Source organism: Duganella sp. CY15W, from assembly GCF_009857555.1.
GTDB classification, from domain to species: Bacteria; Pseudomonadota; Gammaproteobacteria; order Burkholderiales; family Burkholderiaceae_D; genus Rugamonas; species Rugamonas sacchari.
Genome location: NZ_WWCQ01000001.1, coordinates 1,752,042 through 1,776,258, shown reverse-complemented (window position 1 = coordinate 1,776,258; position 24,217 = coordinate 1,752,042). Strand labels below are relative to the sequence as shown.

General features: G+C 60.7%; 18 protein-coding genes. 13 read left to right on the top strand and 5 right to left on the bottom strand.

The genetic code is table 11. The features are described 5' to 3' along the window. The first annotated feature begins 45 nt into the window (after nucleotides 1-45). From GTP58_RS07850 to GTP58_RS07790, 13 genes are read left to right on the top strand one after another with little or no spacing between them, the layout of a single operon-like run. A complete protein-coding gene (locus GTP58_RS07850) occupies nucleotides 46-1,572 on the top strand; it encodes an XrtA system polysaccharide chain length determinant (protein WP_161076924.1) in 1,527 nt (508 codons plus the stop codon). A gap of 9 nt (nucleotides 1,573-1,581) precedes the next feature. After that, entirely contained in the window at nucleotides 1,582-2,319 is a 738-nt protein-coding gene (locus GTP58_RS07845) for an XrtA-associated tyrosine autokinase (RefSeq protein ID WP_161076923.1), read from the top strand. Then, a complete protein-coding gene (locus tag GTP58_RS07840) occupies nucleotides 2,303-3,832 on the top strand; it encodes a TIGR03016 family PEP-CTERM system-associated outer membrane protein (RefSeq protein ID WP_161076922.1) in 1,530 nt (509 codons plus the stop codon). Before GTP58_RS07845 ends, GTP58_RS07840 begins: the two co-directional genes overlap by 17 nt. A 12-nt stretch (nucleotides 3,833-3,844) precedes the next feature. After that, on the top strand, nucleotides 3,845-4,987 hold the full coding sequence (wecB, locus tag GTP58_RS07835; RefSeq protein ID WP_161076921.1) for a non-hydrolyzing UDP-N-acetylglucosamine 2-epimerase: 1,143 nt from the start codon (nucleotides 3,845-3,847) through the stop codon (nucleotides 4,985-4,987). Beyond that, nucleotides 4,987-5,817 (top strand): XrtA system polysaccharide deacetylase, encoded by an 831-nt coding sequence (locus GTP58_RS07830; protein ID WP_161076920.1) that lies wholly within the window; start codon nucleotides 4,987-4,989, stop codon nucleotides 5,815-5,817. Before wecB ends, GTP58_RS07830 begins: the two co-directional genes overlap by 1 nt. After that, a complete protein-coding gene (locus tag GTP58_RS07825) occupies nucleotides 5,814-6,848 on the top strand; it encodes a FemAB family XrtA/PEP-CTERM system-associated protein (protein ID WP_161076919.1) in 1,035 nt (344 codons plus the stop codon). Before GTP58_RS07830 ends, GTP58_RS07825 begins: the two co-directional genes overlap by 4 nt. Nucleotides 6,849-6,853: 5 nt before the next feature. Further along, nucleotides 6,854-8,092 (top strand): TIGR03087 family PEP-CTERM/XrtA system glycosyltransferase, encoded by a 1,239-nt coding sequence (locus tag GTP58_RS07820; RefSeq protein WP_161076918.1) that lies wholly within the window; start codon nucleotides 6,854-6,856, stop codon nucleotides 8,090-8,092. Then, nucleotides 8,089-9,648: an exosortase A gene (gene xrtA, locus GTP58_RS07815; RefSeq protein ID WP_161076917.1), complete on the top strand. Its 1,560-nt coding sequence runs from the start codon at nucleotides 8,089-8,091 to the stop codon at nucleotides 9,646-9,648. The genes GTP58_RS07820 and xrtA overlap by 4 nt, the downstream gene beginning before the upstream one ends. After that, nucleotides 9,635-10,783 carry a TIGR03088 family PEP-CTERM/XrtA system glycosyltransferase gene (locus tag GTP58_RS07810; RefSeq protein ID WP_161076916.1) on the top strand — a complete coding sequence of 383 codons (1,149 nt, stop codon included), beginning with the start codon at nucleotides 9,635-9,637 and terminating at the stop codon, nucleotides 10,781-10,783. Before xrtA ends, GTP58_RS07810 begins: the two co-directional genes overlap by 14 nt. A 13-nt stretch (nucleotides 10,784-10,796) precedes the next feature. Further along, complete coding sequence (locus GTP58_RS07805; protein WP_161076915.1) at nucleotides 10,797-12,722, top strand: XrtA/PEP-CTERM system amidotransferase; 1,926 nt, start codon at nucleotides 10,797-10,799, stop codon at nucleotides 12,720-12,722. Then, nucleotides 12,722-13,924 (top strand): TIGR04063 family PEP-CTERM/XrtA system glycosyltransferase, encoded by a 1,203-nt coding sequence (locus GTP58_RS07800; RefSeq protein WP_161076914.1) that lies wholly within the window; start codon nucleotides 12,722-12,724, stop codon nucleotides 13,922-13,924. The genes GTP58_RS07805 and GTP58_RS07800 overlap by 1 nt, the downstream gene beginning before the upstream one ends. Next, nucleotides 13,921-16,338, top strand: a complete 2,418-nt coding sequence (locus tag GTP58_RS07795; RefSeq protein ID WP_202413512.1) for a glycosyltransferase — start codon at nucleotides 13,921-13,923, stop codon at nucleotides 16,336-16,338. The genes GTP58_RS07800 and GTP58_RS07795 overlap by 4 nt, the downstream gene beginning before the upstream one ends. Nucleotides 16,339-16,350: 12 nt before the next feature. Beyond that, nucleotides 16,351-17,091, top strand: coding sequence for a class I SAM-dependent methyltransferase (locus GTP58_RS07790; protein WP_161076913.1), 741 nt, complete (start codon nucleotides 16,351-16,353; stop codon nucleotides 17,089-17,091). Here the strand turns inward: GTP58_RS07790 and GTP58_RS07785 are convergent. Genes GTP58_RS07785 through GTP58_RS07765 form a run of 5 tightly spaced genes read right to left on the bottom strand, consistent with a single transcriptional unit; the run spans nucleotide 17,075 to nucleotide 24,192 of the window. Further along, nucleotides 17,075-18,199 (bottom strand): hypothetical protein, encoded by a 1,125-nt coding sequence (locus tag GTP58_RS07785; RefSeq protein ID WP_373924709.1) that lies wholly within the window; start codon nucleotides 18,197-18,199, stop codon nucleotides 17,075-17,077. The two genes, GTP58_RS07790 and GTP58_RS07785, sit on opposite strands and share 17 nt — an antisense overlap. Before the next feature lie 32 nt (nucleotides 18,200-18,231). Beyond that, a complete protein-coding gene (locus tag GTP58_RS07780; protein ID WP_161076911.1) occupies nucleotides 18,232-19,650 on the bottom strand; it encodes an MBOAT family protein in 1,419 nt (472 codons plus the stop codon). Then, nucleotides 19,640-20,683 (bottom strand): glycosyltransferase family 4 protein, encoded by a 1,044-nt coding sequence (locus tag GTP58_RS07775; RefSeq protein WP_229215458.1) that lies wholly within the window; start codon nucleotides 20,681-20,683, stop codon nucleotides 19,640-19,642. Before GTP58_RS07775 ends, GTP58_RS07780 begins: the two co-directional genes overlap by 11 nt. A gap of 9 nt (nucleotides 20,684-20,692) precedes the next feature. Beyond that, nucleotides 20,693-22,111 carry a lipopolysaccharide biosynthesis protein gene (locus tag GTP58_RS07770; protein ID WP_373924708.1) on the bottom strand — a complete coding sequence of 473 codons (1,419 nt, stop codon included), beginning with the start codon at nucleotides 22,109-22,111 and terminating at the stop codon, nucleotides 20,693-20,695. Further along, nucleotides 22,108-24,192: a glycosyltransferase gene (locus GTP58_RS07765; protein ID WP_229215457.1), complete on the bottom strand. Its 2,085-nt coding sequence runs from the start codon at nucleotides 24,190-24,192 to the stop codon at nucleotides 22,108-22,110. The genes GTP58_RS07770 and GTP58_RS07765 overlap by 4 nt, the downstream gene beginning before the upstream one ends. Nucleotides 24,193-24,217: the final 25 nt, after the last annotated feature.

Below are 24,217 nucleotides of genomic sequence, written 5' to 3'. Positions count from 1 at the left end.
AATATAATCGGAATTCACTGTGGCCTTGCGTCTGGAGACTGGAATATGGAGGAATTGATCAGTCAGCTGATATCCAGCCTGAAAGGCATCTGGAAATACCGCTGGTACGCAGTCGCCATCGCCTGGCTGGTCGCCGCCGCCGGCTGGGTCAAGGTGGCCATGCTGGCGGACGACTACCAGACCACCGCACGCGTGTTCGTGGACACCCAGAGCATCCTCAAACCCCTGCTGGCCGGCATGACCAGCGTGCCCAACGTTGAACAGCAGGTCGCCATCATGAGCCGTACCCTGCTGAGCCGCCCCAATGTCGAGCGTGTGATGCGCATGGTGGATCTGGACCTCAACGACCGCACGCCACGCGACCAGCAGCAACAGCTGGATGAACTGATGAATAAAATCAAAATCAACGGCACGGCCAACTACGATATCTATACGATCACCTACAACAACCGCAATCCACGTACGGTGCGCGACGTGGTGCAGGCGCTGCTAACGATTTTTGTGGAAGGCAGTTTCAAAGGCAAGAGTGGTGAGACGCGCAAGGCAGTGCAGTTTATCGATGACCAGATCAAGTCGTATGAAGACAAGCTGACTGCCGCAGAGAACAACGTCAAGGAATTCAAACTCAGGCATACCGGCCTGCTGCCGCGCCAAGGGACGGACTATGGCAGCCAGCTGATGCAATCATCCGACGCGCTCAATGCCGCGCGGCTTGAACTGGCCGAGGCCGAACAAGCCCGCAACGCCATCGCCAGCCAGATCAGTGGCGACGAACCGATACTGGGTGCCGCTGCCGGGCCGGCTGCCGTCGACAATCCCGAACTTGACGGACGGATTACCGCGCTTAACAAAAGTCTTGATGCCTTGCGCCTGCAATACACCGAGTTACATCCCGACATTATCGCTGCCAAGCGGCTGGTCGCCCAGCTGGAGGCGCGCAAACGCGAGGAAAGCAAGCTCAAGCAGAATAACGATCCTGGCAAAAACTATAGCCCCATGCTGCAACAGCTCAAGATTGCACAGACCGAGGCGGAAGCGCGCGTGGCGGCGATGACGGCACGCGTGCAAGAGTACACGCAACGCCATCAGCGCCTGCTGGCCCAGGCCAATGCGGTACCGGAAGTGGAGTCGGCACTGGCACAGCTCAACCGGGACTATCAGATCAACAAGGAGAACTACGAAAAACTTATCGGCCGACGTGAAGCGGCCAGGCTCTCGGGCGACCTCAGCGCCACAACCGACATGATGTCGTTCAAGATCATCGACCCGCCCACCGTGCCGCTCGCCCCCATCGGCCCCAACCGCCTGCTGCTCGATACCGTCACGCTTGGCGCAGCACTACTAACCGGCGTGGCGGCGGCATTGCTGATCAGCCAGATACGCCCGACTTTTCTTAGCCCGGCAGAACTGCTCAGCCGCACAGGAATACATGTCATCGGCACCGTTTCGATGAACTGGACTCAGGCGCAGAAGCGCCGGCGCCGACGCGGCAACTGGCTGTTTTTCGCGGCCGTGGCCAGCCTGCTGCTGGCTTACCTTGGCGTCATTGGTGTCACCTTGTTGCGCTACTAGGAGAGCCGCATGGACGTGATTGCTCCGCGCAGTGTTGAGATTAACCTGGCCCGCCTGCAGCAGCTTGGCATGGTCACCCAGGATGGCGGCCGTACTGCAGTGGCGGAGGATTTTCGCTTGATCAAAAGACCGCTGCTGCGCAACGCCCGCGGTGAACACGATGTTCCCGCCATTCATCACGGCAATCTGATAGTCGTCACCAGCGCCTTGACTGGCGAAGGCAAAACCTACTGCGCCATCAATCTCGCCATGAGCATTGCCATGGAAATGGATAACACCGTGCTGCTGATTGACGCCAACGTCGCACGGCCATCAGTGCTGAGCGTACTGGGCTTATCTCCCGAGCCCGGGCTCATGGACATCCTGCTGCACGATGAAACCAGCCTGGCGGATGTCATCCTTCGCACCAATGTCCCCGGCCTCAGCATTTTGCCAGCGGGGCATGCCAACAAGCGCGCCACCGAGTTGCTCGCCAGCCGCAATATGCGTCGCCTCCTCACTGAAATTGCTGAACGCTACGCCGACCGCATCGTCATTTTCGACTCGCCGCCGCTGCTGATGACAACCGAGGCAAGCGTGCTGGCGGCGCAGATGGGGCAGATCGTGATGGTCGTGGAAGCTGAGCAGACCACGCAGCATGCCGTCAAGGAGGCCCTCAAGCACATTGAACGCTGCCCGAATATCAACGTCGTCTATAACAAGAGCACGGCTTTCCCGGGGGCGGAATATTATGGTGATTATGATTAGCGTCAGGCCGGGCGGGCTGCCGCGCAACGTGGCAGTGTTGCTACTGCTGGCGGCGCCCGCCGTGACAGCCCGCGCAGAATGGACCGTCACACCGACCATCCGCGTGCGCGAAAGCTATAGCGACAACTACAACCTGGCGCCACCGGAGCAGGCCCGCGGCCAGTTCACTACGGAGGTATCGCCAGGCATCCGGGTTTCGACATCGACCCCACGCCTGCAACTGGCGCTGTCCTACACCCTGCAGCAAATTGCCTACAGCCATCAGCCTGACCGCACCGGCCAGCAACTGGACGCGCATGGCCACGGTGAAATTGTCCCGGACTGGTTATTCCTGGACGCGAGCGCCACCATCAGTGCCTACAATGTTTCCGCGTTTGGTCCGCAGTTGCTGGATCCCACCCAGAGCACGTCAAACGGCCGTACCGTCCGCAGCAGGGTACTCAGTCCCTATTTGCGACATTATTTCCGCGGCCTGGCGACAGCGGTGCTGCGCCACGACGATCAGCATACCGGCAGCGGCGGCTTGCTCGATGTGCGCAGCAAGGCCACTACGCTGCAACTGACCGGCGACAATGGCGGCAAGGGCATGAACTGGGACCTGAACCTGCGGCATGTCCAGACCGACGATGCCGCGCAGACGCCGATCACCATGGAGGACGTCAATCTCACGCTCAGTTATCCCGTCAACACCAGCATCGGCACGTTTGTCACCGCCGGCTACGAAAAGCATGACTTTCACGCACTGGGCGCCGCGCCGCGCGGAAAGTCCGGCTCGGTAGGCGGCGTGTGGACGCCCTCGCCCCGCACGCGACTGGCCGCCAGCATCGGCCACCGCTACTTCGGCAAGACCTACAGCCTGGATGCCGGCTACCGCCTGCGCAACATGTTCTGGACCCTGAACTACAGCGAAGACATCACCAGCACCCATGGGGAGTTCCTGAGCCTGCCACCAGCGGCGCTCAGCGATTTCCTCTACGACCTGTGGGCCACGCGCATACCCGATCCACACAAGCGCCGGCAAGCCATCCAGTTGTTTCTGGCGATTTCGCAGATGCTGGGCCAGAACGGCAACGTCAACTTCTTCAGTCACCGTTACTATTTGCAGAAGCAGGCGCGGCTCTCTGGCGTCTACAGCACGCCGCGCACCACCGTGGCCTTGCATCTCGCCAGCACCGGCCGTACGGCGCAGACCAGCAGCGCGATTGACAGCGCCCTGCTTGGTCAGGACCAGCTCATGCTCACGGACCGGACGCGCCAGGACAGCATACAGCTGGGATGGAGCTGGCGCATGTCAGCACGTGGCACCGTGACCCTCGGTGTCAGTCACAGCCGTGCCAGGTCATTGAGCACCGGCCGTGAAGACCATAACCGCGTACTGAGCCTGAATCTGGCTCGCCAGTTATCCAGCCGCATCAACGGCACTATCGATATCCGCCACGCCCACCATACCAGCAACCACGGCGGGAATTATCACGAAAACAGCGTCGGCGCTGCCCTCACCCTCACGTTCTAGGGAGATTCAACCATGTCACGGCCCTATCGTATTATCTGTGTTGTTGCCGCGCGCCCCAACCTGGTCAAAATGGCTCCCCTGCTGCGGGCATTCGCCCCGCCAGAAACCCAGGTCGAAACCATCCTGGTCCATAGCGGACAGCACTACGACGTCGAGATGGATGGTCAATTCTTCGACACGCTGCAATTGCAGGCGCCGGCATTTCAGCTGGCGGTGGGCTCGGCCAGCCATGCCGTCCAGACAGCGGAGGTGATGCGGCGTTTCGAGCCCGTCCTGGAACAGACGCTGCCCACTGCCGTCCTGGTGGTCGGCGACGTCAACTCCACGCTGGCCTGCGCGCTGACCGCTGCCAAATGCAATATTCCCGTCTTACATGTGGAGGCAGGACTACGCAGTTACGACCGCGCGATGCCGGAGGAAATCAACCGCGTACTGACCGATCAGCTGGCGGAGCTGCTGTTCACCAGCGAAGTCAGCGGCACCAGCAATCTGCTGCGCGAAGGCGTGCCGGCACACCGCATCCACTTTGTCGGCAATGTCATGATCGACACGCTGCTGGCGCAACTGCCTTTCGCACCCTCACCCACCGACGTGCTACGCCAAGCCAATCTGGCCGGTTTCATCCCGGATGGCTCGTCGTATGCCTTGCTGACACTGCATCGACCGTCCAATGTGGACGAGCCGCAACGCCTGCGTGCGCTGATCACCGCCATGGTCAAACTCAGCGACGATCTGCCGGTGCTGTTTCCATTGCACCCACGCACCCGCGACATGCTGCGTCGCCACGGCCTGGTCGGGCTGCTGGACGCGCCCCGCCTGGCGTGTCTTCCCCCCCAATCCTATCTGAACATGCTGGGTTTAATGAAAAACGCCAGCATGGTCCTGACCGACTCTGGCGGCGTCCAGGAAGAAACGACAGCGCTGCGCATCCCCTGCCTGACGTTGCGTGACAATACCGAGCGCCCGGTCACCGTCAGCGAAGGCAGCAATGCGATTGCCGGCCGGGATCCTTCCGTGATTCTGGCGCTGTGCCGCGACATACTGCGTTATGGCGGCAAAGCCGGCAGCATTCCGCAATACTGGGATGGTCATGCCGCGCACCGCGTGGCGCAGGCCACGACCAACTGGCTGCAAACGCGCCGGGAGCGCTGCTGATGAACGCGCTAACCATTGACGTCGAAGACTATTTTCACGTTTCCGCATTCGCTCGGCACATCCGCCCGGAGCAATGGGACAGCCTGCCCTGCCGTGTGGAACGCAACGTTGATCTTATTCTCGACCTGCTGGCGCAGCACGGTGCGCACGCCACCTTTTTCACCCTGGGCTGGGTCGCGCAACGCTATCCCAACCTGATACGCCGCATTGTCGCCCAGGGACACGAACTGGCCAGCCATGGCTATGCACATCAACGTGCCAGCGAGCAAACGCCGGCCGAGTTCCGTGACGACATCCGCTTAAGCAAAGCCCTGCTTGAACAACTGAGCGGCCAGGCTGTGCTTGGTTATCGCGCGCCCAGTTTTTCGATCAGTCCGGAGAACTGGTGGGCCTTGAGCAGCCTGGAAGACGCCGGCTATCGCTACAGTTCCAGCATCTATCCGATACACCATGATCACTACGGCATGCCGGATGCCCCGCGTTTCGCCTGGCATCCAACAAGCTCCTCCGGTTTGCTTGAACTGCCTGTCAGCACGGTCCGCCTGCTTGGGTACAACTTGCCGGCGGGCGGTGGCGGATATTTCCGTCTGCTGCCGTATCGCGTCTCACGCTGGGCTTTGCGACACATCAATTCGCATGATGGTCAAGCTGGCATATTTTACTTTCATCCGTGGGAGCTTGATCCAGACCAGCCGATACCGCCCGGCATTAGTCTTCAGGCCCGCTGCCGGCATCGTCTGAACCTGCATCGCATGCAGGGCCGTATCGCCAGACTGCTGAGCGACTTTCGCTGGGGGCGCATCGATCACATCTTTTTGGAGCAGACATGACGCCGCACTACACAGTCGGGCTGATGGGATCTCAGGACCGCATGCGCTGGGACCACTTCGTGCAGCACTGCGAGGAGGCCACGTTCTTCCATCGCGCGGGTTGGCAGCAAGTCATCGAAGAAGGCTTTGGTCATCCGACCTGGTTTATGTATGCGGCCAATGCGGACGGCATCAAGGCTGTCCTGCCGCTGGCGCACATCAAAAGTCCGCTGTTCGGCAACACCCTGTGCTCCCTGCCATTTTGCGTGTATGGCGGCATCGCCGCCACCGACGAGCAGGCTGCGCAGGCATTGGACGTTGCGGCACAGCAGCTTGCTGTGCGCCTCAACGTTGACCACCTTGAGTACCGCCATCTGCGCTCGCGCCACAGCGACTGGTTGCACAAAAAAAATTATGCAACCTTCCGCAAAGCTCTTCATAGCGATCCCGAACAAAACATGGCGGCGATTCCGCGCAAACAGCGCGCCATGGTGCGCAAGGGTATCGCAGCCGGGCTGGTCGCGACAGCCGACGCAACGACTCAGCGCTTTTACGACTGTTATTCGCGCAGCCTGCATCGGCTGGGCACGCCAGCCTTCAGCCGCCGCTACTTCCAGTTGTTGCAGCAAGTATTTGGCGACCACTGCGAACTTCTGTGTGTGCAACATCGTAATCAAGCAATCTGTGCTGTGTTGAGCTTCCGTTTTCGCGACGAGATATCGCCTTACTACGGCGGTGGCGGCGAACAAGCCCGTCTCATGGCAGGGAACGACTTCATGTACTGGGAAGTCATGCGACGGGCTTGCAGCCGAGGCTGCACCCTGTTTGATTTTGGACGCAGCAAATACGGCAGCGGTTCTTTCGCATTCAAACGGAATTGGGGCTTTACACCGCAGCCATTGCACTACGATTGCCGGCTCTACCGTGGCAAACAGCTCAGGGATAACCAGCCCATGAATCCCCGTTTTCAATTGGCCATCAAGGCCTGGCGCCTGCTGCCTTTGCCCGTCGCCAACCTGATCGGCCCGCATATCGTGCGTCAACTGGGGTAATGACGATGCGCGACCTGCTCTTTCTCAGCCACCGGCTGCCATTCCCGCCCAACAAAGGCGAAAAAATACGCGCGTATCACGCACTGCGTTACTTGCAGCAGCATTTCCGCGTGCATCTGGGAACGTTCATCGATCATGAGGCGGACGCCGACTATACCCAACAGCTTGCAGCGGACTGCGCCAGCAGCTGCTTTGTCCGTATGCCGCCGCACTGGGCCAGGCTATCCGGTCTGTCCGCCTTGCTGCGTGACGAAGCGCTCAGCCTGCCTTACTTCCGTCGCACCATGCTGCAACGTTGGGTCAACAAGACGCTGACGCAGCACCATGTGAGTGTCTGCCTGGCCTATTCCGGGCCGATGGCCCAATACATACCTTTCAGCACCGCCCACGGCCCGCTATGGCGCGTGCTGGACCTGGTCGACGTGGACTCCGAGAAATGGCATAGCTATGCGGACAAACAGCCCTGGCCACTGTCCGGACTGTATCGGCGCGAAGGCCGGCTGCTGCTGGAATTTGAACGCAGGGCCGCAACGGAATTCGACCGCACGCTCCTCGTCTCGCCGGCCGAAGCGGAACTGTTCAAGCGGCGGGCGCCTGAATCGGCGCACAAAGTGGATTACTACTGCAACGGCGTTGATAGCAGCTATTTCTGCCCTCACCCTAGCCACGTTTCGCCATTTTCCCACGCGTTCACGATCGTATTTACCGGCACCATGGACTATGAACCCAATATCGATGCGGTCAGCTGGTTTGCCGAACGTGTGATGCCAACCTTGCGTTCGCAGCATCCCGAGCTGGAGTTTCATATCGTTGGCTCACGGCCAACGGCGCAGGTACGCGAGCTCCAGCGCATGCCAGGCATCCACGTGAGTGGAACGGTGCCCGATGTTCGCCCCTATCTCCAGCATGCCAGCCTGGTAGTGGCGCCGCTGCGCATTGCCAGGGGCCTGCAGAACAAGGTGCTGGAGGCGATGGCCATGCAGAAAATAGTGGTGGCCTCGCCGCAGGCACTGGAAGGCATACAGGCCGAACACGGCAAGGAAGTCATCTGTGCAAATGGCGGGGCGGAATTTATCAGTGCAATCTGTCGACAATTACATGCCCCTGACGCCGGTCTGGGCGCTGCGGCCCGGCGCCGAGTACTGGCTGACTATCGCTGGCACAGCAACCTGCAGCGATTGGGACTGGCGGTCGGCATCACGACGCCCAGCCCCGCAGAAGTTGGCGCGGAATTCGCACCATGAGCCTGCATCGCGCCGCGCTGCTGTCGCAGCTTCCCGTGCCGCCCCTGCCGGCAAGGCGCAGCCCTGGTCCCGTTGCCTGCCTTGCCGTGGCGCTTGGCGCGACCCTGCTCTTTTATTTCCCTACCGCGAGCGGCATCGTTCATATCTGGATGCGCTCTCCCACGTTTAACCACGGCTTCATGATTTTCCCGGTAGCGGGCTGGATGATCTGGCGCCAGCGCGCCAGCCTGGAGGACCTACCGCGCGGTCCTTGGCTGCCGGCACTGCTACCCTTGGCCGGACTGGGCTTTATATGGATGTTGTCGGAGGTCGCCAACGTCCAGGTACTGCAACAGTACTGCCTGCTTCTCATGTGGATTACCACTGCCAGTCTGATACTTGGCAACGCGATCATCGGCGCCCTGGCTTTTCCGCTTGCGTACACACTGCTGGCGGTCCCGTTTGGCGAAGTATTGATCGCACCGCTCATCGAGTTCACCGCCCGCTTTACCGTGGCCGTGCTCCAACTGGGCGGCATACCGGTCTTTCACGAAAATAACTATATTTCCCTGCCCACGGGGAATTGGGCGGTAGCAGATGCCTGCAGCGGCTTGCGATACCTGATCGCCTCCTTCGCGCTAGGCATGATTTACGCCTACGTCAATTACCGTGCTACGTACAAGCGCATGCTCTTTGTTGTGGTCGCCATCATTCTCCCCGTGCTCGCCAATGGCATGCGCGCTTGCCTGATCGTGCTGATCGGCCACTGGAGCAACATGCGGTTTGCCGCCGGCGTCGATCACCTGGTGTATGGCTGGCTGTTCTTTGGGCTAGTGATGGCGGTGTTGTTCTGGTGCGGCGCTTACTGGCGCGATCCGGACGCTGTGCCGCCGAGCACCGTGACGTCGCGCACGCGGGCGTCCACCGCAAACTACGTCCGCATTGCCCTGATCGCCGTTGCGTTGAATGCCAGTTGGCCGCTGCTGGCGGCCATCGCTGAGCGTCCGGCAACAGTCACAGCGGACGCCCTGCCCGAACTTCGCCTGGCCATGCCACCGGCGCCCTGGCAGGTAGCGCCTTTACGGCCTGGGAACTGGCAAGTGCTTCACCGCGGCCAGCCACAGCGTGTCGCAAATAACTACGGCGATGGCAAGCGTACCGTGTCTTTGCAGATATTCTGGTACGCGCACCAATCACAAGGAGCGGAACTGCTGGCGCCAGTGCGTCGAACGATGGTGTCTGGTATGCCCCAATGGGAGGAAGTGCGTCACGAGCAGCGTCATATCAGCGTCAATGGACGAGCGATCCGGGTCTGCGAATCAGTGCAGCAAGCTGCGAACTACAAGATGCTGGTCTGGCACTGGTACCGTCAGGACGGCACCGAAAGTTGCAACCCGTACGTCCTGAAATTGCTGCTTGCCAAAGCAAAATTATCAGGCAGTAGTGATGCGGGGGCGGAAATCACCCTCGCCTCGGCGTATGACGAGCAGCCTGCACAAGCCGCTGCCGCGCTACTGAGTCTGCTGACGGCCATGCAACCGGCCATCGACGAAAGCCTGCGCCATGTCGACCGCTGAAACTATCCCGCTGATCGTGCACCTGATCCACCGCCTGGATGTGGGCGGGCTGGAGAACGGCCTCATCAACCTGATCAACCATCTGCCTCCCGAACGCTACCGGCACGCGATTGTCTGCCTCGAAAGCGCCAGCGATTTTCGCCAACGCATACAACGGCCTGGGGTTGAGATTATCAGCCTCAACAAGCGACGGGGCAAGGATTGGTCGCACTACCTGCGTTTATTTCACACCCTGAAACGCCTGCATCCCTGCCTGATCCATACCCGCAATCTGGCCGGCATTGAAGCCCAGTTGCTGGCGGCAGCGGCCGGCGTCCATTTGCGCGTGCACGGTGAACATGGCCGCGATATCGATGATCTGGATGGCAGCAAACGCCGCTATCGTTTGCTGCGCAAATTACTACGGCCCCTGATTGGACAGTTCATTGCCGTCAGCCGGGAACTGGAGGAATGGCTTATCAGCGCCATCGGCGCACGTCCCCAGCGGGTGACACATATCCGTAATGGCGTCGATAGTCTGCAATTCCATCCACGGCTTGGCCCGCCTGCCGCGATCGGCCCTCAAGGTTTCGTTTCAGAGCAGACATTTCTTATTGGCAGCGTCGGCCGCATGGAACAGGTGAAAGACCATCTGACACTGGTGCATGCCTTCTTGCACTTGCTGGACGCCGAAATCATCCCGGCCGCACACCTCAGGCTTGCCATCATCGGCGACGGCAGTTGCCGACAGGCCTGTCAGGAAGCGTTGCGCGCGGCGGGTGCGGCGCATCTGGCCTGGCTGCCCGGCAGCCGCGATGACGTCGCGCAACTGATGCGCGGCATGACGGTGTTCGTCCAGCCCTCTCTGACTGAAGGCACTTCCAACACCATCCTGGAAGCCATGGCCAGCGGCTTGCCGGTGGTGGCTACCGCCGTCGGCGGCAATCCGGATCTGGTGCAGATCGGCTGGACTGGCGCGCTGGTATCGCCCCGCAAGCCGGCGCACCTGGCGGATGCCATCGCCAATTATTACCGTATGCCCGGGCTGGCGATGCAGCACGGCGCCCGGGCACGTCAACGGGTGCTCAACGAATTCAGTCTGACTGCAATGGCAAACGCTTATCTGGCGGTCTACGACCGCCTTACCCTTGGTTGACGAAAGGATAGTCATGTGTGCGATTGCCGGTATTTTTGATCTGTATCACCAGGCAGACATCAATCCCCTGCTGCTGCAGCGGATGACAGACGTCCAGCGCCACCGCGGGCCGGACCAGAGCGGCATGTACCGGGAAGCGGGTGTCGGTCTCGGGCACCGGCGCCTTTCCATCATCGATCTGAACGGCGGCCAGCAACCGGTGTTCAACGAGGACCACAGTATTGCCGTGGTGTATAACGGCGAGATCTACAACTTTGCGGCACTGATGCGTGAGTTGCAGCAATTCGGCCATACTTTCCGCACCCACTGCGATACCGAGGTCATCGTTCACGCCTGGGAACAATGGGGGCCACGTTGTGTAGAACATTTTCGCGGCATGTTCGCGTTTGCTCTGTGGGATCGGCGGCAGCGCAGCCTGTTCCTGGCCCGCGACCGGCTGGGCGTCAAACCGTTGCACTACGCCGTTTTAAACAACGGCCACCTGATTTTTGCCTCTGAAATCAAAGCCTTGCTGACTCACGACGAGCTGAGCCGCGAGCTTGATCCGTGCGCCATTGAAGACTATTTCGCCTACGGCTATATTCCCGACCCCCGCACGGTATTCAAGCAGATACGCAAACTGGAGCCCGGGCATGCCCTGCTGATCCGCCATGGCAGTCCCCTGGCCTCGCCACGCCGTTACTGGGAGGTTCCATTCACGCCTACCACCATTGTTAGCCAGGAACAGGCCGCAGATGAATTGTTGGCACGCCTGCGCGAAGCCGTGCGCATCCGCATGGTCGCAGATGTACCACTGGGTGCGTTCCTGTCTGGCGGTGTGGATTCCAGTGCCGTGGTCGCCATGATGGCGCAGATGTCCAGCACGCCGGTAAATACCTGTTCCATTGCATTTGACGATGCGCAATTTGATGAATCGGCCTACGCCCTGGCCGTTGCCGAGCGCTATCGCACCTGCCACCACCGTCAATATATGCAACAGCACGAGGTGGCGCTGATCGACCAGCTTGCCCAGCTCTATGACGAACCGTTTGCCGACAGTTCAGCACTCCCGACCTACCGTGTTTGCCAACTGGCCCGCCAATACGTCACCGTAGCGCTCTCTGGCGATGGCGGTGACGAAAATCTGGCAGGCTATCGCCGCTATCGCTGGCATCTGCATGAGGAACGCTGGCGCAGCATGCTGCCATTGCGCTTGCGCCGCCCCCTTTTCGGGATGATGGCCAGGTGCTATCCCAAGGCCGATTGGGCGCCGCGCCCGCTGCGCGCCAAGAGTACGCTGCAGGCGCTCGCACGCGACACTGTCTCAGCCTACTGCGATGGCATCAGCATCATGAAGGAAGACCTGCGCGCTCAGCTGTTTAGCCCAGCCTTCAAGCGTCGTCTGCATGGATATCAAGCCGTTGAAGTATTACAGCGGCACGCGGCGGCGGCCCCGACCGAACATCCATTGTCCCTGGTGCAGTATCTGGATCTGAAAACCTACCTCTGCGGCGACATCCTGACCAAGGTGGACCGCGCCAGCATGGCGCATGGTCTTGAGGTGCGCTCACCGCTGCTCGACCATCAGTTGGTAGAGTGGCTCTCCGGCCTGCCGCCTGAACTGAAGCTGCGCGGCGCCACCGGCAAATATGTATTCAAGCAGGCGCTGACGCCCTATCTTCCGCAATCCCTGCTGCACAGGAAAAAAATGGGCTTTTCCGTGCCACTGGCGGATTGGCTGCGCGGGCCGGCCCGCGATCGCCTTGTGCGCAGCATGCGCAGCCCGGTCATTGCAGACAGCACGATATTCAACCAGGAAACCATCCAGCGTCTGCTTCAACAGCATTTTTCTGGTTTGCGCGACCACAGCGCCGCCTTATGGTCGCTGCTGATGTTTGAGTCCTTCCTGCGCCAGTTACAAGATTCCCCTGGTCAAATCCTACAGCAACAGGCCGCGTGATGCGTATTCTGCATATACTCGACCACTCTGTCCCGCTGCATAGCGGCTACAGCTTCCGCACCTTGGCGATCCTGCGTCAGCAGCGACACCTGGGATGGCAAACCATCCATCTGACCGGGCCGAAACAGGGGGCGCCGGAAGCCGAACAGGATATCGACGGCTGGCATTTCTTCCGCACGCCGATCGTCCAGCGGTGGTACGCACGCCTGCCGGTGTTGGGCCAACTATTCCTGATCAATAACCTGACCCGCCGATTACATCAGATTGCCAAGGCAGAGCGTCCACAGATACTGCACGCCCACTCGCCGGCCCTGAACGCAGTTGCCGCGTTGCGCGTTGCGCGCCAGCTCAAGATTCCTGTGCTGTACGAAATCCGTGGATTCTGGGAAGACGCGGCGGCCTCCCACGGTACCAGTCCCGAGGGAGGCATGCGTTATCTGCTCACGCGCGCACTGGAAACGTATGTCTTGCGTCATGTCGATGCCGCCACCACCATTTGTGATGGGATGCGCCGCGACATCCTTGCACGTGGCATACCAGGACTGGACATCACGGTGGTTCCCAACGCGGTCGATGGCGAGTCTCTGCATCAGCCGCTGCGGACCGATCACGTGCTGGCTGGAAAGCTGCGTCTCAAAGGACTGATACTGGGTTTCATCGGTTCCTTTTATGCCTATGAAGGACTGGCGTTTCTCCTCCATGCCATGCCGCGCCTGCTTGCTGTGATGCCCTCCGTGCAGTTGTTGCTGGTCGGGGGCGGACCGCAAGAGGGGGACCTGCGAGCACTCGTCAAGAAGCTTAACCTGCAGGACAAGGTCAGCTTTATCGGCCGCGTGCCGCAGCACGAGATCGCGCAATACTACAAGCTAATCGATATCCTGATCTACCCACGTCTGCCGATGCGACTGACCGAGCTGGTGACGCCGCTAAAACCCCTGGAAGCCATGGCGCACGGCCGCATGCTCATCGCCTCCGACGTTGGTGGACACCGGGAAATGATAGAGCATGGCAAGACCGGAATGCTCTTCACGGCAGGCGATGCCGATGCCTTGATCGGCGAGGTACTGTATCTGGTAAAACACGTTGAGCTGTGGCCAGTATTGCGCCAGCAGGCCCGCACCTACATCACGCGCGAGCGTAGCTGGACCGCCAGCGTCTCGCGCTACGCGGCGATTTATCAACGTTTGCTGTCATCAGCATGAACGGCGTACGCATCGCCCTCATCGGGCCGCTACCGCCGCCCGCAGGCGGCATGGCCAATCAAACCGCCCAACTCGCGGACTTACTCACGCAGGCCGGCTTCGAGGTCGATCTGGTCCAGGTCAATCCGCCATGGTGGCCGTTCTGGGCGAAAGACCTCCGCGGCCTTCGCGCACTTCTGCGCCTGACCGGCTATGTGTTGCGCGTATGGACGGCGGTGCGCAAAGCCCAACTGCTCCATGTCATGGCGAATTCCGGCTGGTCCTGGCACCTCCATGCCGCCCCCGCCATCTGGATAGGACGTCTCTGCGGCAAAGGGGTGGTGCTGAATTACCGCGGCGGCGAAGCGGCGGCGTTTCTCGCCAGACGGGCCTGGCTGATCTGTTTTACCATGCGCCGCGCCCATGCGCTGCTTGTGCCCTCGGCCTACCTGGTCCGGGTATTCGCTCAGTACGGTCTTAGCGCGCAAACCGTTCCCAATATCATCGACCTGGCACGGTTTCAGCCGGCAATGCATCGTCCGCGGCGCGCCACCATCCTGATTGCCCGTCATCTAGAGCCGCTGTACGACCACGCCACCGCACTGCGCGCGTTCGCCTTGCTACGCCAGAGCCTGCCTCATGCCTCGCTCATCATCTGCGGCGAGGGACCGGAATTGCCACGCCTGCAGCAACTGGCCGAAAGCCTCAACATCCACTTGGCCACACATTTTGCCGGCAAGACCGAAAATGCCGCCATGGCCGCACATTATCACCAAGCGGATCTGATGCTGAATCCGAGTCTTGCAGACAATATGCCCATCTCGGTGCTGGAGGCGTGGGCCAGCGGTGTGCCGGTCGTCAGCACCAACGTCGGTGGTGTGCCTGATCTGATACAAGACCAAGTCGACGGCTTACTCGTACCACCAGGTGATGCCGCCGCCATGGCCAAGGCCATGCTCGCACTGCTGAACAATCCTGATCTTGCACAACGCTTGGCAAGTGCAGGCCTGGTGCGCGCGCAGCGCTATAGCTGGTCTCACGTCGCGCCCCTGCTCAACGCCCAGTACCGCCGCGTATTGAAGCGGCCGCCGCAGTTTGGATATACCGCACTGGTATCTCGTGTCCTGTTTCCGCTGCATGAACGCCTCAAGCAGCATCACAGCCTGGCGCTATTGCGTCAGATGGAAAGCAGCCAATGGTGGCCGCGCGAACGGATTATGGCAATGCAGCAAGCGCGCTTGCGCGCCCTGCTGCTGCATGCGTCCGAGCACGTCCCGTATTATCGCCAGGCCTATGCGCGCTCCGGTTTTGATGCCACAAGTTGCGCGGACTTGGGGAAATTGCCCATCCTGCGCAAATCCGACATCAACGCCCATCGCGAGGACTTCCGCGCCGACACTACTGGACAATTGCAGCGCTACAGCACGGGCGGTTCCAGTGGTGAACCGCTGATATTCTATCTTGGCAAGCAACGTATCAGCCATGACGTCGCCGCCAAATGGCGCGCAACGCGCTGGTGGGGCGTGGACATTGGCGACCGCGAAGCCGTCATCTGGGGCTCGCCCATCGAGCTGCATGCCCAGGACCGGTGGCGCACCCGCCGTGATCGCCTCCTGCGCAGCGTGCTGCTGCCTGCCTTCGACCTCACACCCGCCCGGCTCGACCAATACCTCGCGCATCTGCAAAAACAACGGCCCGCCATACTGTTCGGTTATCCGTCCGTCATGTGCCTGCTGGTGCGGCATGCGCACATGCGGGGAATTCCACTGGACAAGCTGGGCATCCAGATTGTGTTCGTCACTGCGGAACGGCTCTACGAAGACCAGCGCAGGCTGCTTACGACTGCGTTTGCCGCGCCAGTGGCCAACGGCTACGGCGGCCGCGACGCCGGCTTTATCGCCCATGAATGTCCAGAAGGTGGCATGCATATCACGGCAGAAGATGTGATCGTCGAAATTCTCGATCCACGGGGCCAGCCGCTGCCGCCGGGAGAAAGCGGGTCCATCGTCGTCACCCACCTGGCCAGCCACGACTTTCCATTTATCCGCTACGCGACCGGCGACATCGGCGCGCTCGATCCCCATCCTTGCCCCTGCGGCCGTGGCCTGCCGTTGTTACAGCGCGTGGAAGGCCGTGTGACCGACTTTGTCATCGCGCGCGACGGCACGGTAATGCATGGCCTCGCCCTGATCTATATTTTGCGCGACCTGCCGCAAGTGCATGCCTTCAAGATCATCCAGGAGAGCCTGGACTGCACACGGATACTGTTGGTCAGCAACGACGGACTGTCGCCTGCACTCAAGCTCAGCATCATCACCCAGTTCCGTGCCCGTCTCGGCAGCAGCGTCGATGTCGTGATTGAGGAAGTGGCCACGATTCCCGCCGAAGCATCCGGCAAGCACCGCTATGTCATCAGCAAGCTTGCCGCCACGTGAAGGAGCACTGCCATGCCGTTGCTGGTCAATTCCGTGATGCTGTTGATGCTACTGTATATTTTTTACAAACTGCGCGCAGCGCACCTGCTGCTGTACGATCTGCGCGACCAGTCGCGTAGCGATCACACCAGCCTGTTCCGGCAACTGGAAGCGCTGCAGGGCCTGTACGCCGAGCTCGGCTTGCGAAACAGCCTGCCGCCGACCCGTGGCTGGGCCGCATCCCCGGACTTCCTGCTGGAACTGACGCGCCATGCACGTAGCGCCCGGCCGCTGACCGTGGTCGAATGCAGCAGCGGCATTTCCACCGTGGTGCTGGCGCGCTGCATGCAACTCAATGGTATCGGCAAAGTCCTGAGCCTGGAGCACGATCCCCATTTTGCCGCGCAGACCCGTGACCAGCTACGCCGCCACAATCTGCAAGATTGGGCGGAGGTGCTGGATGCGCCGTTGGAGCCACATCTGTGGGGCGATGAATCCTGGCCATGGTACAGCCTGAACTTGCTACCGCAGCGGGTGCAAATCGACATGCTGGTCATCGATGGTCCACCGCAGGCCACGCGGACCCAGGCCCGCTATCCTGCCGGCCCCATGTTGTTCCGCCGACTGGCTGCCGAGGCCACGGTGTTCCTGGACGATGCCGCCCGCGCGGACGAACTGGCGATCCTGGAACGCTGGCGTGAAGAATTTCCATCCTTGCAGCAGTCCGCCCGGGCATGTGAAAAAGGCTGCGCGGTGCTTACAAAATCGATCTGACCATGGCGGTTTCCACCGGGTGTACGCGGTGATAGCGGTCCCGCGCCTGCCGCTGCGCGGATTGATGTGCTGCCAGTGATGCCGGCGTAAGCTCCACGCCAAATTCGCTGCTCCCGGCCCCGAACAGGCGCGTCAGGACCATCCGGCCGACCGTTACGCGGTAATGCGACGGTTCCCAGTAATTCTGCATCTCCGCTTGACCGCTGAGCTGCGGCGGCGGCTCCGTGGTGATACTGTTGAAACCGGAAAAATCAAACAGCTGCACATCGCAACCGAGCTTTTGATACCGTGCCACCAGCGTCACTAGCTCCAGTTGCCAGTGCTCCAGCGCCGGCCATCTTCCCGCCCAAAATAACGCATCACTGGTCATGGCATGGGTCGGATTGATGTACAGACGTAACTGCGTTCCTGCCTGACAGAGTTCACCAACGCTGTGGTCGAACTCGCGCATGGCGTCTGGCGTGGGTCCGGGACCGCGCACAAAGTCCTGCACGCGCGGCAGGATGACGGCGCCGGTTCCACCCAGCCGGGTAATCCGGTCCAGCACACAGCGTCCATCGCGTTGACCGAACAAGGCCAGGCTCGACAGGCACACCTGCCCGAATGTACCGCGCAGCACGCGGATCGAATCCAGCGTCATGTCCAGGCTCAAGGCCCGCTTGAGGTTAAGCAGTTGGCGGCGGTAGCTGATGGCGGCGACCAGCTCCCGATTGAAGTCGGTATTGCCCACTTCCATCGAGAACGAAGGCGCATCTATGCCCCACACCACCGTACCCGGCGGATGAATGGCCACAACATGCCGGACCATGGCGGCGGCATCGGCCAATGTGGCGCCAGAGAGCCCGCCGTTAAACACGCGGCGCGTTCCGAACAGCGGCATGCGGACCGGCAGGCCCAGCTCGGTGCGCGAGTTACCAATGTAGAGGATGTCCGGCCGATACTGCGCCAACGCATAGGTCTTGCCCCATGGACTGAGCTTTTCCCTGCCAGGCAGCAGCCGTTGCACAGGCGGTGTCTCCCATTGGTGTATCAAATAGGGATCGACCTGGTAGTTGAGCGCGAGCACACCGCCGATCACAACCATACTGATGCCGCAAAAGGTAGCCACATACCCATGCCATGACGCCGATTTATCCATGCTCAGAATTGAAAATAGAGAAATTCACTGACCCGATTCATATTGAACAGGCAACCAAGAAACAGCATCGCCATCACGGCGCCGCGCCATCTTGCGGGTGACCACCGCGTGGACGCATCAAAGATTTCCTGTGTATTGGGCGCAAACAGGGCAAGCGCTACGGCCAACATCAAGGCAGGTAGCGCCGGCCCGTTGACATCGATCCAGCGTATGCCCTCAAACTGCCATCCCAAGGCTTTTAACGGTGATGCCCAGGTTGCCAGCCCCCGTGGTAGAGAAACACCATTTCCGCCGACCAGGCCCCGCAACACATCGCCCGCAGTGCCCAGGTCGGGCGCGCGGAACACCACCCATGCCAGCATCACTGCCAGCAAGGTCAAGCACCAGGCGCACCAACCCGGCAATGGCCGCGCGAACGTTTGCCAGGCCTGATGCGCCACCAGATAACAGCCGTGCAATCCGCCCCACACCACAAACGTCCAGCCAGCGCCGTGCCATAAGCCGCCCAACAGCATGGTCAGCATGAGGTTACGATAACGACGCCATGTGCCATGCCGGTTGCCGCCCAGCGGGACATACAGGTAATCGCGTAGAAACTGGGACAGCGTCATATGCCAGCGCCGCCAGAACTCGCTGATGCTCACGGCCTTGTACGGCGAATTGAAATTCAATGGCAATCGCACGCCGAACAGGCGCGACAGGCCGATCGCCATGTCCGAATATCCGGAAAAGTCAAAATACAGCTGGACCGTATAGGCCAGCGTGCCTATCCAGGCCTCCAGCAACTGGGGATGGGCACCGGCAGCAAACACGGGCGCCACCAATACCGATATCGGATCTGCCAGCAGTACCTTTTTGCCCAGTCCCACCACGAAAATCGACAGGCCGATGCCGATATTGGCCATCTCGAGCCGCGGCCAGTAATCGAACTGCGCCATCATTGGCTTGTGATGCAGAATCGGTCCCGCAATCAGATGCGGGAAATAGCTGACAAACAAGGCGTAATGCACCAATCGGTACTCACCAACCTTGCCGCGACTGCAATCAACCAGATAGGCCAGCTGCGTAAAAGTGAAAAACGAAATGCCGATGGGCAGAATGATCGCCCAGCCTTGCCAGTGCCCACCCAGTTGGTTGGCCGTATCGACAAAGAAATTGGCGTATTTGTAGTAGGCCAGCAGCGCCAGATTCGCCGCGATGCTAAACAGCAGGAAACGCCGATGCCGCGCGCACCAGTAATTGAACAGGATCGATACCAGCAGCAATGGCAGATAGCGTAGATCCCAGTAGCCATAAAAGAACAGCGACACCAGCGCCAGCCAGGCGGCGATCCATTGCCGTCGCCAGCGCAGCAAAATAACATAGCCCGCGAACACCACCGGCAGGTAGAGAAACAGAAAGCTGAGCGAGTTAAACAGCATCTGACAGCTCCCGGTAGCAATCCGCGAGGCGCCGCGCGACACGTTGCCAGGTATAAGCCTGTACCAGGGTTTGCACCTGGCTGCGCAGCGGCGGATAGCGCAGAAAATGCGTAAGCGCATCGCGCAGCGCGGCGGTATCGTTCCAGTGCACTTGCCGGAGGGCAAACGCGCCATCGGCAAATTGCAACGCGCTTTCGTCCGTCATCACGACCGGCGTTCCCGCCGCGAGCGCCTCCAATACCGATAGCGGAAACACTTCTCCCTGGCTCGGCAAGGCCAGCACTGATGCGGCGGCATAGGCGCTGGCCAGCAGCGGGTCATGATGGTCCAGCTGCCCCAGCCAGCGCACATTCGGTGCCGCCAGCAACTGCTGCAGGTAATGCTGATGTTGCCGTTGAGGTCGGCCAATCAGCACCACGGGCACATCCAACTTCGCCAGCGCGCGCACCAGGCCAAGTTGATTTTTATATGGCGAAATCGATCCCACCATGAGCACGAAGGGCCTCATCAAGCCGGTATGCCGCCAAAAAAGGTCGCCGCAAGCGCCAAAGAAGCGCGTATCGATACCATTGGGCAGTACCCGTATGCGTGAGCGCTGGATATGGAAGCCGTCCAGCAACGCCTGCTCTTCTGACGGCCCCAGCGCGACAATCATCTGTGCCAACTGCAGCGCCCGCTTGGTCTGGGCATAGCTGGTCTGCACCTGCCACTTGGTCAGGCGGCCAGCCAGGCTGTCGGCCATGCGGGCACGGAATGCCACAGCCCGGTTCCATCCCGGCGACAGCAACGCCGATAACAGTACCGGCACACCCATCTCGTTTGCCAACTCCACCACCCGGTAATTACCGTTGATGCATGAAAAAACATGCAGGACATCGTAACTGTCCAGCCGCTCACGGTTGGGATCGACCAATTCCACCTTCAACCGCGAAGGCTCCAGTTGTGACAGCGCCTCCAGCGTGGCGCGAACCTGTACCTGCAGGCCGCCATCGCGTTGAAACAACATCGGATAAGACAGGATACCAACCCGCATGATGCCCTCTCATCTGTGCAAAAGCGCCAGCGCTTCCTGGGCCAGCGCATGGCGAAGTCCCCACATGGCCAGCAGCCAGCATGTGCCGCCCGCCAGCGCCGTCAACGCCAATTGTGAAAATTCCTGCAGATGCGGTGTATGCCACTGCACCGCCAGTGCCCCCGTCATGCAGCCTGTCGCTGTCGCGGCGCTGCGCCATGTCGCCCCAAGCAGCACGCTCCAGCGCAGACCGACAAGGTGATGCAAGTAGTAATAGGTCAGCGCGCTTCGCCACATCGCCCCCCCCACCACCGCCCACGCCACCGCTTCAAGTCCATAGGGCGCCGTCACCAGTACGGCGGCAATCCGCACCACGACAGCTTGCGCATCCAGCCGGGCCTGCGCCTTCACTTCCCCCATCGCGACAAACAGGTACCTTGCCATGTTGAAGACACTGTACAAACCGGCGCTAAGGCACAGCACGCGTATCATCGGCACCGCCGCCATCCATTGCGGACCATATAGCACGGACACCAGTTCTGGCGCCATGAAGGCGACAAACGCGAAAAACGGCCACGCCATCGCGGTGATATAACTTGCCGTACTCAGGTAGGCCGCCCGTAAATCGCCGCCTGTCCGCACCTGCGTCGAGAACAGCGGGAAAATCACCGGCGAAATCGCTGCCGTGACCATCTGGTTGAAAACGTTAATGACACCGGTGGCTTTGCCATAGATGCCCACATCCGCCATGCCGGCCACCTTGCCGATAATCAGATCCGGCGCCGCCACACCCAGCTCATCGATCAAGGTTCCAGCGGTCGAGAACGAACCAAACGACAGCACATCCCGCATGCCGCGCCAGGATGGCAAGCATGGCAAGCCGTCAGGCCGACAGCCGAACGCGACGATCACCGTGGCAAGCGTGCCGGCAACGGTGCCCAGCGCCAGACTGAGGAAGCCCCAGCCCAGCATTGCGAGCACGACCGAGCAGGCTATCTGCGCCACAGCCTGGCTGACGTTGATGGCAAAAATCGCCTTAAATCGCATCTGCCGGCGCAGACACGCCAAGGCCACCGCGCTGAACGGCAGCAGCAGGAGATTGAAGGACAACAGCTGTAACACAGGCAACAGGCGCGGTTCGTGATAGAACTGCGCGGCGGGATAGCTCGCGGCAAACAGCAGGATTGCCAGCAACCAGCCTATCAGCAGACTCACCCCGAGTGCCGCACGCAGTTTCTGACTGCTCAGCGTCTTTTCCTGTATCAGATAAGTGCCGACACCGAAATCGCGCAACACCTGCACCACGCCGGTCAGCACCGCACCTATCGCATACACCCCCGTGTCCGCAGGCGTCAATAAACGCGCCAGGATCATGGTGCTGCCAGTGTTCAGCAGCAGCAAAGTGTATTTTTCGGCGAACGAGATCAGGAAGGAGAGTCGTGGCGTCACAACAGCCCCTCATAAAACGCTCGCACCTGCTGCCCTACCACGCGGTGGCTATAAAGCGCCTCCGCTTCACGCCGACCTTGATGCCCCATGTCGGCGCGGCGGGCCGGATCTGCCAGCAAGCCGGCCACCATGTCAGCGGCAACGTCCACGTCATTGACGGGAACCAGCATGCCGCCCAGGCTGCCACGCAAAATATCCGCACTCCCGGGAACGTCCGTGGCCACTGCGGGAATACCGCAAGCCATCGCTTCAATGGTGGCAAGGCCAAATCCCTCGCGGCGGCTCATGAGCACATGCACATCCAGTGCGGGCATCAACGTGGATATTTCGTTGACGAAGCCAGTGAACACCACACGTGGCAGTATCTCCAACCGGGCCGCTTGGGCGCGCAAGGAAGCCTCCAGCGGGCCGCTTCCGGCCAGTACCAGATACAACTCGGGGAAGCGCTTGCACAAGATGGCAAACAGCTTGAGCAGCAAGTCCGGCCGTTTCTGCTCCGACAGCCTTGCGACTGCACCAATCACCAGCGCATCTTGAGGCAGCTGTAGCCGCTGCCTCGCTTGCAGGCGCAATGCCAACGACGGCCTGAACTGGTCAACATCAACCCCATTCGGTATCACTGCGAGCCGCGTTGACGCCAGCAGATACGGGCGGTAGATGTCTTTAAAGTGTTCCAGGGACGAAGCGGACACGGCATACACACCGCGTACGCCGGCAAACGCCTGCTTGAGCAGCTTGTCGTGCCATGCATCAAAACGCACTGCGGGGAACGCATTGTGCACACTGATGACAGCCGGCAAGCGGCAATGACTGGCCAGCCACAGCACTGAAGCGCCATAATTGGTCCAGCATAAGGCGATATGCGCCAGGTCCGCCTGGAACCCCCTCAATCGTGAAGCAGCGATCCAGCGGGCGCGCCAGACACGCAGATGACGCCAGCGCCAGTCCTGCTCAAAAAAAGCCGGAGGATCGAATGCTGCGACCGCGATTTGTTCCGCCGTCAACCGTTGCGTCCAGTCTTTCCATCCATCAAAGTGACGCAGTGCCAGCGTGACGCGGTGACCAGCGGATTGCAGATAGCGGGCCTCCTGCGCCATCCGCAATTCCATGCCGCCCAGTTCGCCGGAATAACTGGTTACCAACACCGTACTGCGGTTGCAGGAAACACCGTGGCGGGATTCGTAAAAATATCCCCGTAAATAGGACAGTTCCCATTGATGCCTGAAAGCACGGCCCGCATCGCGCTGCAGCAGCGCCATCGACAGGCCAGCCAGCTCCGATAGCGCGCGCGTCCACATCCAGCGTGGGATCCCCCACAACTCGACAAACACGCCAGGATGCTCTTGCCGGTATTTTCCCCGTCCATAGCGCCAGGCTTTCTGCAGGATGTAGCCGACCTGGATCTGCGGTTTGCGGATGCGGTGGCGCACTTGGGCCGCCGGGAAAAACCAGGACCGGTAGCCGGCCTGGCCCAGCCGGCGGGTCAACTCCGTTTCGCTGCCCATCGCATAGTCAGTACCGTTTGGGCCAACGTCGACATCAAAGCGGTGGCCGGCGGCAAACACGGCAGGACGCACCGCCATGTTCGCGCCCCACACCAGGCCAGGAAACACCGGCCCATCCGCAAGATCCGGCGCCGTCAGGCCGTAGGTCAAGCCGGTCGGCACCAACTTCAGCAGCCAGTCCGGCGGCGTTTCTGCCCAGTCAGCGCTGATGGCGCCACCAAACACACTATCGTCCGGATTTCGCCGAGCGCAGATTTGCCACTGCTGCAGCCAGTTCGCTGCCGGCGTGGCGTCATCATCGGTAAAGATAAACAGTTCGTCATCAGCGGACTGCGCCAGGGCGAGGTCGATTGCGCGATTCAGCGCCCGGTTTTTGCCGGCTGCCGGTTCGTGCAGGCATTGCAGCGGCAGCCGATCGCGGTAGCTTGCCAGTATCGCCGGCGTCGCATCCTGGCTGCCGTTGTCAACCACCAGCAGACGCCAGCCGCCAACGGGCGCCAGCAAGTGACAATATGCATCCAGCACTTGCGTTAAAGTTTCGGCGCCATTGCGCGTGGCCATGAGTACGGTCAACAAGGCAGCTTCTCCCCTGTTCTAAGAT